Here is a 9234-nt window from a genome sequence, read left to right on the forward strand (position 1 = left end):
TTAGCATTGAAGAACATTAATATCACTTTATCGTTAATAAAATTTACCTATTGTATATTTCCAATATTGACAACTTTATATATCAACACTCTGAAAAAATGAGTACTGTTATTAGTACTCATTTTCTTGTTGTTGGGAAGTAAATTAGAAAGTCACATTCTATTTTATTTTTATTTCTTTTAATTTAGTAGGTTTCCCTCAACTTTTCATAAATCGTGATTCTTTATTTGCAGATATGCTAGTTTTAATTGCATTTCATCACATATCTAGAAATTATGAGATCTTCAGTTCTCCAGGTTTAATCATACCCGCTTGTTTTAAGAATATGTAAACGATATAGGAAACGATACCTGGTACTAATACGTATGTGACAATCATAGGAATCATAACTGCACTTCCATAGGTAGCTAATAAATTCATTGGTGCAACAAGTGCACATAATCCTAAACCTGCGATTTCTTTCGGTGCTTCAATATGAAATAAGAATGCAGATACCGGTCCAGCCACGGCACTTGCAACTATGGTTGGTAGAAGAATCTTAATATTCCTAGTCACATTTGGTAACTGTAATTTTGGTGTAATGATCAATAAGCCAAGGATACTTCCTGGATCGTTCTCACGTGCAGAGATAACCGCTAATCCTACAAATTGTGCAGCACATCCTGCTAATGCAGCACCGCCGGCAAGTCCATCTAAATTCAATGCAATTGCTAATGCTGCAGAGGAAGCAGGCGAAACAATTAATATCCCCCAAACTACTGCTAATACAATAGAAGCAATAATTGGCGAACCTTCTGTCGAGCCTTTTATAAAATTCCCAACTGCTATTAAGATTGGAGAAATCCACTTTGATAAATATAATCCAATTAATCCAGAAATTAAGATGGCAAATAAAGGTACGACCATTAAATCTAATTTCGTTTTACCTTGAACAGCTTTTCCAATAAGGATTGCAACTAAAGCTGATAATAATGCTCCTACTGGTTCACCCATTTTAATGGTCATTGCCGTATCTACCATCAATAATGCTCCAGAACCGATTATTGCAGCGGACATGGCAGAAAAAATTATTAACGTACTTGATCCTAATAAAACCGCAATTCCCGCTCCAATGGCTGGTGCCATTAATAACTTTGTAGAAAATCCGATTGTTATCAAAGATTCAAAATGAAATATTTTTCCAATACTCTCCAGTAATGAACCGATACCAATCATGACAAAAACAGCATGCGCAATACCTTCTGATGCTCTAAATACTCTACTTTTTTCTTGCGTACTCATATAATACCTACCTTTTTTTAGTAACTACTTCTAGTATTTGCTAAATGAATAGAAAATTATTTATAAATAGAAGCACAAAAAAACGTCCAAATGATTGGACGCTTTCAATTAGAAAATTATACCATATTCGTAGTAAAGCTTAAACACTCTTCTGCTTTCATTATTTGTTTCCAGACTTCATTCGTTGAAGTTCCACCTTCACTGATTCTTGCTTCCATTACCGTTTTTGGATTTAAAGTATGATAAATATCCTCATCAAACACTTCATTAATTTCCTTATATTCTTCTAGACTTAATTCCCCAAGAAATTTATGATGTTCGATTGCATATAAAACCGTTTTCCCAACGATTTCATGGGCTTGACGGAAAGGGATATTTTTTCTAACCAAGTAGTCAGCAAGGTCGGTCGCATTGGAATAATCATTTTTTACAGCTTCATACATACGATTTTCATTTACTTTCATCGTATCGATAATTCCCGATAATAATCGCAGTGCTCCCACAACAGTATAAACAGTATCAAACATACCTTCTTTATCTTCTTGCATGTCCTTGTTATAAGCTAAAGGTAGGCCCTTTAATACAGTTAACAATCCGATTAAGCTACCATAGACTCTCCCTGTTTTACCTCGAAGTAATTCTGGAACATCTGGGTTTTTTTTCTGTGGCATAATACTTGAACCGGTACAAAAAGCATCATCTAATTCAACAAATTGGAATTCTTGGCTAGACCAAATAACAAATTCTTCTGATAGTCTAGAAATATGTGTCATAAGCAATGAAGCATGTGAAAGGAACTCTACGATAAAATCACGATCGCTTACTGCATCTAGACTATTATGATAAATATCACTAAAACCAAGTAATTCAGCAGTTCGATGACGATTAATTGGAAATGTAGTTCCAGCTAATGCACCTGCACCTAATGGTGAGATATCTACTCGTTTTAAGCTATCTTTGAAACGACTCTTATCACGCTCAAGCATCCAAAAATACGTAAGGATATGATGTGCAAATGAAACAGGCTGTGCTCTTTGTAAGTGTGTATACCCAGGCATAATGGTATTTACATGTTTTTTTGCTTGCGAAATGATTTTATTTTGTACGTCTTCAATTAAGTGAATAATGGAAGACGTATTATTTTTTAAGAAAAGGTGCATATCCGTTGCAACTTGATCATTTCGACTACGACCTGTATGGAGTTTTCCACCTACAGGTCCGATTTCTTCAATTAGCATACTTTCGATATTCATATGAATGTCTTCATTTTCTATGCTAAATTGCACTTCATTTTTCTCTATTTTTTTTAAAATCTTGTTTAAACCTTCTATTATTAAATTAGCTTCATTTAGTTCAATAATACCGCATTCACCAAGCATAGTTGCATGCGCGATACTACCAGCTATATCTTCCTTTGCCATTAATTGATCAAATTCGATTGATGCTGTAAATTCTTCAACTAATTGATTTGTATCCTTCGTAAAACGTCCACCCCAAAGCTTTGACATAGCTGCCTTGCCTCCTTATTTAAAACGATTTTATTTACTTAAAACAGTATTTTTATGTGTTACTTCGCTATATACTTTCGTTGGTAATCCCCACAGTTTAATAAAGCCTACTGCTGCATTGTGATCAAACATGTCACCTTTTGAATAAGTTGCAAGCTCTTCATTATATAAACTGTTTTCAGATTTTCTACCTACTACTGTATGAGTACCTTTAAATAACTTCACACGAACAACACCCGTTACTGTTTCTTGTGTTGAATTAACAAAGGCATCTAAAGCACCCATTAAAGGTGAATACCATAAACCATCGTAAAGCAATTTCGAAAACTGTTGTTCAATACTTACTTTAAAGTTTGTCACTTCACGAGGTAATGTAAGGAACTCTAATTCTTTATGCGCATTGATTAAAATTAACGCTGCTGGATTTTCATAAACTTCACGAGATTTAATTCCAACTAATCTATTTTCAATATGGTCGATTCTTCCAACACCGTTCTTTCCACCAATGCTATTTAACTGCTCAATTAATTGAACTAGATTAATAGGCTGACCGTTCAAGGCAACAGGAACACCTTTAATAAATTCAATTTCAATATATTCAGGAACATCTGGTGTATTTTCAATTGCATTCGTCCAATCAAACGCTTCTTCAGGTGCTTCATTCCATGGATTCTCTAATACACCCGCTTCACATGCTCTTCCCCAAATGTTTGCATCGATAGAAAATGGATTATCTAAATCAACTGGAATTGGCACACCATTTTCATTTGCATATTGTATTTCCTCATCACGAGTCATACCCCATTCACGAACAGGTGCAACTACTTTAAGATTTGGATTTAAAGCCATTACTGAAACCTCAAAACGAACTTGGTCATTTCCTTTTCCAGTACAACCATGAGCAACTGCAACTGCCCCTTCTTGCTGGGCTACTTCAACTAATAATTTTGCAATTAAAGGTCTAGATAAAGCTGAAGATAGTGGATATTTACCTTCATATAGTGCATTTGCTTTTAATGCGGGTACAATATATTCATTTGCAAACAAGTCCTTAACATTGATCATATACGACTTAATCGCACCTAAATTTAACGCCTTTTGACGGACAGCTTCAACATCCTTTCCTTCTCCTAAATCAAGACAAAGTGCAATTACATCGTAGTTATATTTCTCTTGTAACCATTTAATACAAACTGATGTATCTAAACCACCTGAATAAGCTAAAACAATTTTTTCATTTCCCATGTTATTACCCCCGAAAATTGATTTTTAAAAAAATATAATAGATTTTTAGAATTATAAATTACTCATTAATGCGACTAATATCGCTTTTTGAGCGTGTAAGCGATTTTCCGCTTCATCAAATACAACTGAATGCTTACCATCTATAACTGAAGCTGTAACTTCCTCTCCACGGTGTGCAGGTAAGCAGTGCATAAATAAATAATCATCCTTAGCGTTCTCTAGCAACTGATCATTTACTTGATAAGGACTAAAATCTTTTAAACGAATTTCAGTTTCTCCCTCTTGACCCATGCTGGTCCACACATCTGTTATTACAACATCAGCTCTGCTAACACCATCTACAGGATTATTTACTACTTCAATCACACTTCCAGTTGTTTTTGCAACATGCTTCATCGATTGAAGAACAACTTTATTTGGTTCATATCCTTCTGGACAAGCAATCGTTAAATAAACACCAAGCTTAGCTGCCCCTTCAATTAATGAATGGCAAATATTATTATTTCCATCTCCTACATAAGCAATCTTTAAACCTTTTAATCTACCTTTGTGTTCAAGAATCGTTAAGAAATCAGCCATTATTTGTGCAGGGTGATGAAGATCAGTTAATCCATTAATAACTGGAATTGAAGAATGCTCAGCAAATTCGGCTAACATATCATGAGAGTTCGCTCGAATCATTACCCCATCTACATAACGAGAAAATACTTTAGATGTATCATGAACTGTCTCACCTCTACCAAGCTGTAGATCTTTACTGCTCATAAAGATTGCATGACCACCTAATTGCATCATCGCGATTTCAAATGATAGTCTTGTTCTCGTTGAATTTTTTTCAAAGATCATTCCTAGTACTTTATCTTTTAAATAAGGATGTGCCTCTCCCACTTTTTGCATATTTTTCATCTCTAAAGATTTTTCAAGTAAGAATAATAATTCGCTTGATGAAAACTCACTTATCGTTAGAAAATTTTTCCCCTTAAAATCCGACCATTTTACGGTGCTAAAATTCCCTTTTGCAACGTTCCACTTCATCTTTTGTGTATAGTTATTTTTTTTCACATGATTTTCTTTCAATACCTTACTCATAAATCCATCCCCTTTTTAGAAGCTCAGATTCTTATATAATGAATAATTATACTTAACTATAAATAATTATACAATTATTTTTTTAGTTTTTTCTGCTAATTTTTTTATAGTATTTTACAAACGCCCTAAAAAACGCTTTAAAACACTTATTTTTCACTAAAATACATACTAGCAAATGTTATTCAAATAAAAAAAGGGGAACTAACCAAACACAGCTAATGTGTAGGTTAATTCACCCGTTTTAATATTTATTCATTTACTAAGAAATGACTTTAACATCCAAAGCATCTTTTCTATTTCAGCAATCTTACCTAGGAATAAATCAGCTGTTTCTTGATCATCACTTTCTTCTGCAATTGAGATCACATCACGTGATTCCTGTACAATTTTTTCGTAATCTTTAATTAGATCAGATACCATCTCTTCTGCCTTAAAAGTATGATTGCCTTCTTTGATCGTAGCAGTTTCTAAGTATTCGCGAAGTGTTGCAATTGGCTTTGCACCAATCGTTAAAATCCTTTCCCCTAACTCATCTACCATTAATTTTGCATCATCATAATACAATTCAAATTTTTCATGTAGAGTAAAGAAATTTGGTCCTTTTACATACCAATGATAATTATGTAATTTTACATATAACACATTCCAATTTGCGAGTTGTTGGTTTAATAGACTTTCTAAGTTTGCCAATTTCATTCACACTCCAATTTCTTTGTTAAAATACAAAGAAATTTTTCCCGAAAAGTATATAGTCTATTCTATTTTTTCCCATGAATGTTTAAGTGTACTTCGAAATAATTCGTTTAATTCCTCAATATTCACCTTGTTAGATTCAGTAATCCCTTTAGCATACTCTTCAAAAAACTGAATTTTATTTTCAATAAAGGCGTTTAATACATTTTTTCTAGGCTCTAAGTCTAATTCATCACCTTGTTTTTTTCGAATTAATAACTGATTTACTTCTTCTAAAAACGACTGATCTAAACCTTCCATCTCTAAAAGTTCATCAAACAAAATTGGAGGGATCTCTGTGTATTTTTCAATCCACATACAAGCTAGAATTGGTCTTAATACATAAAAATACTTTTTAATTTTAACCGATTCCCCTTGTAAATAATCACGATAATTCCCTTTTGCCATATGTAGATAATGATAAATACATGCTTTTTTAGAAAGAATATCATTACCAATTTTTCTTAATTCTACTGAAATCGTTAAATCATCAAAATAAACAATTGGTGATCTTAGCCATTCTAATAATGCAGGGTTAGATTTAGCAAAAAGATTCAGTGCCTTTTTTATGTCCCAGCCACTAAAGTCGAGTAGATCATTGATTGGATATTCAATAACATCACGTTTTTGGTCAATGCTTAAATACCACTCTTTGCGATGTACGTAAACAAAGCGTACATCATAATCACTGTCTTTAGATGGTAATCCCCATGCTCTACTCCCAGATTCAACTGCAAATAGTATCTTTACATCGTGTTCCTTTTCAATTTGGTCTAGTTTTTCTCTAATTATTTCTTTCATAATTATCCCCTTAAAAACCGACATGACGTGCTATAGTATAATTATTATATACGATGGGATGTGTATTAAGTGGAAAACTTTATTTATGTTTTAAAACCAGTTCGATCAACTTTTTTACATGATTCAACGGAAGAAGAAAGAAATATTGTATCAGAGCATTTTCAATATCTACAAAACTTAAATAAAGAAAAAACGGTATCAATAGCAGGAAGAACAGAACAAGCGGAATTCGGTATTGTTATCTTAAATACAGAAAGCTTACAAGCTGCTAAAGAAATCATGCAAAATGACCCAGCTGTTAAAAAGAATGTTATGACCGCGGAGCTATATCCATTTTTAATTGCGTTAAAGTAAAACAAAAGTGCAACGAAATTAACTGATTAAGGTCATTTTCGTTGCACTTTTGTTTTTAATTATTGGACTCTGTTAAACTAAAAAATTGATTTTTGCGTACTAAAAAAGACTGTTTTCACTGAACAGTATTTTTAATGCTTATACAACTAAAGCACTGCGTTAGCCATCCATGAATCCTCAGATTCACAACAGTGAATGGAAGTTTATATCGTACTCCCATGGTAGTTGAATAAGGAAAAACGATATCTACTCTAATTCTAACTTAAATTTGAAGTGTTTTTCATGGCAACGTAAACAATTGCAAAATGGACCAAAGATAAACAATTGGTACATTAATGTATAAGGAATAGGAAAAGACTTCCTATTGTGAACAACAATGAAACATAAAACGAAAATGGTAAATTTATTATTTCTGCCCCATTATCTATTACTGCAGATATCCCTGTTTTTCCTTGTACTGTTGATTTATCCAATCTACCTATAAGTCCATCACCACTTAAATTAAAAAATATGATACTAGTCGTAATGATTAACGAACTAATAAAAACCCAGTCAATCCATTCTGAACCCATTAGAACAGTAAATCCAAATGGTGTACTAATTAAAACAACAAGAGTAAGACTGAATGAGATCAGATTTTTCTTTGTTTTCACTTTTCCATCCTATTTCTCGATATTTTAATAACAAATTTCTATTGAATTATTTAGCAATATATTCGATTTAAAATATAATTATCCTCCAATTGATTTACTTTAGTAGCCATAAAAAAAGAAGTTACCTAATAGTTCAACTAAAGCACTGCGTTAGCCATCCACGAATCCTCAGATTCACAACAGTGAATGGAAGTTTATATCGTACTCCCATGGTAGTTATATAAGAAATGCTGTCCACAGGATATCATTCTTAAAATATTTAATTATTAACGTCTACTTTATTTATTTTGTTTATGTAAATAGATAAATCCCAATATACAAAGGGCAATTAGAAGGAAATATTTTCTTGACAGTCGAATATTAACCTAGAACCATAATTAACTATTCCGATGAGGAGGATTCTTGTGCGTCCACGACCATTATCTATTGAAAATCCAGAGCATGATAGGTATGTTAGTCTTGTGCCAGAAGGAGATATTATAGAAATACTTAGTAAGCAACGAACTAAGACCATTACCCTCTTAAGCAGCGTATCAGAAGAGTCTGCAAGGAAGGCGTACGCACCAGGGAAATGGACTTTAAAAGAAGTGATTGGGCATATGACTGACTCGGAACGTGTGATGTCGTATCGAATGCTTGCTATTGCACGAAATGAAAGTGCACCACTCCCAGCAATGGATCAGGATCAATACGTTTCTGCGGCAAACTTCAACAAATTATCCTGGGAGCAGCTACTAGCTGGTTTAGACACGGTACGCTCCAACACGATAAGCCTTATTTCAACCATTGATGATGCATCGTGGGATCGTAATGGAACTGTAATGAACAGCCTAGTTTCGATAGGTACCATTGCATATGGCATTGCCGGGCACGAGTTACACCATATGAAGGTGATTAGTGATAAATACTTATAAGTCTTTTTCTATTAATGAAAAAACCTTTGGGTGCGTTAGTTGAAGAAGCAGCAAAAAAAGGGATCTTCCTTGGGGTTGTTAACAAACTAATTTTTAGTCCTAATCATACAAAATAAGCAATAGAAAAGAAGACAAATTACTATATTTAGTAGTGATTCGTCTTCTTTTTGCTTTGAACAGCTATTTGTCAACAGCCCCTCCTTGAAGGTCCTTTTTTTATTGCCGATAACGGTATGTATGTAAACTAGATTTACATACAATACTCAAGCGAAATTGAAGTGGTTCTTGTTCAACTATCCTTCCATTTAACACAAAAAGATGGACTACCGAAGCAGCCGATCGTTATACAACTAAAGCACTGCTTTAGTTGTATATGAAAAGCTTTTTTACATATACCATGGCAATTCATTTTCTTACCATTTTTTATAACTTCCCATTCCTTATTTTGCTTAAGCACTTCTAAATTGTATTTGTTCCATCTGATTTCTTAAAAAGGAAATATGCTTTATTCCATTTATAAAGGTAACAGGGGAACATTTCGGCAGACAGTTTACGGAATTACAAACACAATAAAAGAGGCTGTCTCAAAAGCCCTGTTTGATAAAAAAACCGTCAAATTAAAAACGCAAGAATGCTGAGAAGTGCACCCCAAAAGTT

The 9234-nt window shown here is 33.3% G+C and carries 9 protein-coding genes; 2 read left to right on the forward strand and 7 right to left on the reverse strand.

Features of this window, described 5'->3' with window-relative positions; all coding sequences use genetic code 11:
* Positions 1-273: 273 nt before the first annotated feature.
* The 6 genes from COC46_RS17015 to COC46_RS17040 all read right to left on the reverse strand — a co-directional run bounded on the left by COC46_RS17015 (position 274) and on the right by COC46_RS17040 (position 6656).
* Positions 274-1281: a PTS sugar transporter subunit IIC gene (locus COC46_RS17015; RefSeq protein ID WP_098811112.1), complete on the reverse strand. Its 1008-nt coding sequence runs from the start codon at positions 1279-1281 to the stop codon at positions 274-276.
* Positions 1282-1397: 116 nt separating this feature from the next.
* Entirely contained in the window at positions 1398-2789 is a 1392-nt protein-coding gene (gene argH / locus COC46_RS17020) for an argininosuccinate lyase (protein WP_098811113.1), read from the reverse strand.
* A gap of 30 nt (positions 2790-2819) precedes the next feature.
* Complete coding sequence (locus tag COC46_RS17025) at positions 2820-4034, reverse strand: argininosuccinate synthase (RefSeq protein ID WP_098811114.1); 1215 nt, start codon at positions 4032-4034, stop codon at positions 2820-2822.
* A gap of 51 nt (positions 4035-4085) precedes the next feature.
* Positions 4086-5069, reverse strand: coding sequence for an ornithine carbamoyltransferase (gene argF, locus COC46_RS17030; protein WP_098811120.1), 984 nt, complete (start codon positions 5067-5069; stop codon positions 4086-4088).
* A gap of 306 nt (positions 5070-5375) precedes the next feature.
* Positions 5376-5819, reverse strand: coding sequence for a Dps family protein (locus COC46_RS17035; protein ID WP_098811115.1), 444 nt, complete (start codon positions 5817-5819; stop codon positions 5376-5378).
* Positions 5820-5876: 57 nt separating this feature from the next.
* Positions 5877-6656 carry a nucleotidyltransferase domain-containing protein gene (locus COC46_RS17040; protein ID WP_098811116.1) on the reverse strand — a complete coding sequence of 260 codons (780 nt, stop codon included), beginning with the start codon at positions 6654-6656 and terminating at the stop codon, positions 5877-5879.
* 69 nt (positions 6657-6725) lie between these two features.
* Between COC46_RS17040 and COC46_RS17045 the strand changes: the two genes are divergently transcribed.
* Complete coding sequence (locus tag COC46_RS17045; protein ID WP_098811117.1) at positions 6726-7010, forward strand: YciI family protein; 285 nt, start codon at positions 6726-6728, stop codon at positions 7008-7010.
* A 332-nt stretch (positions 7011-7342) separates the two neighbouring features.
* On the opposite strand, the gene COC46_RS17050 is transcribed toward COC46_RS17045, so the two are convergent.
* Positions 7343-7663 (reverse strand): hypothetical protein, encoded by a 321-nt coding sequence (locus COC46_RS17050; RefSeq protein WP_098811118.1) that lies wholly within the window; start codon positions 7661-7663, stop codon positions 7343-7345.
* 404 nt (positions 7664-8067) lie between these two features.
* On the opposite strand from COC46_RS17050, the gene COC46_RS17055 reads away from it, so the two are divergent.
* Positions 8068-8577, forward strand: a complete 510-nt coding sequence (locus COC46_RS17055) for a DinB family protein (RefSeq protein ID WP_098811119.1) — start codon at positions 8068-8070, stop codon at positions 8575-8577.
* Positions 8578-9234 lie beyond the last annotated feature (657 nt).

The organism is Bacillus sp. AFS041924 (assembly GCF_002577195.1).
Taxonomy (GTDB): Bacteria; Bacillota; Bacilli; order Bacillales; family Bacillaceae_G; genus Gottfriedia.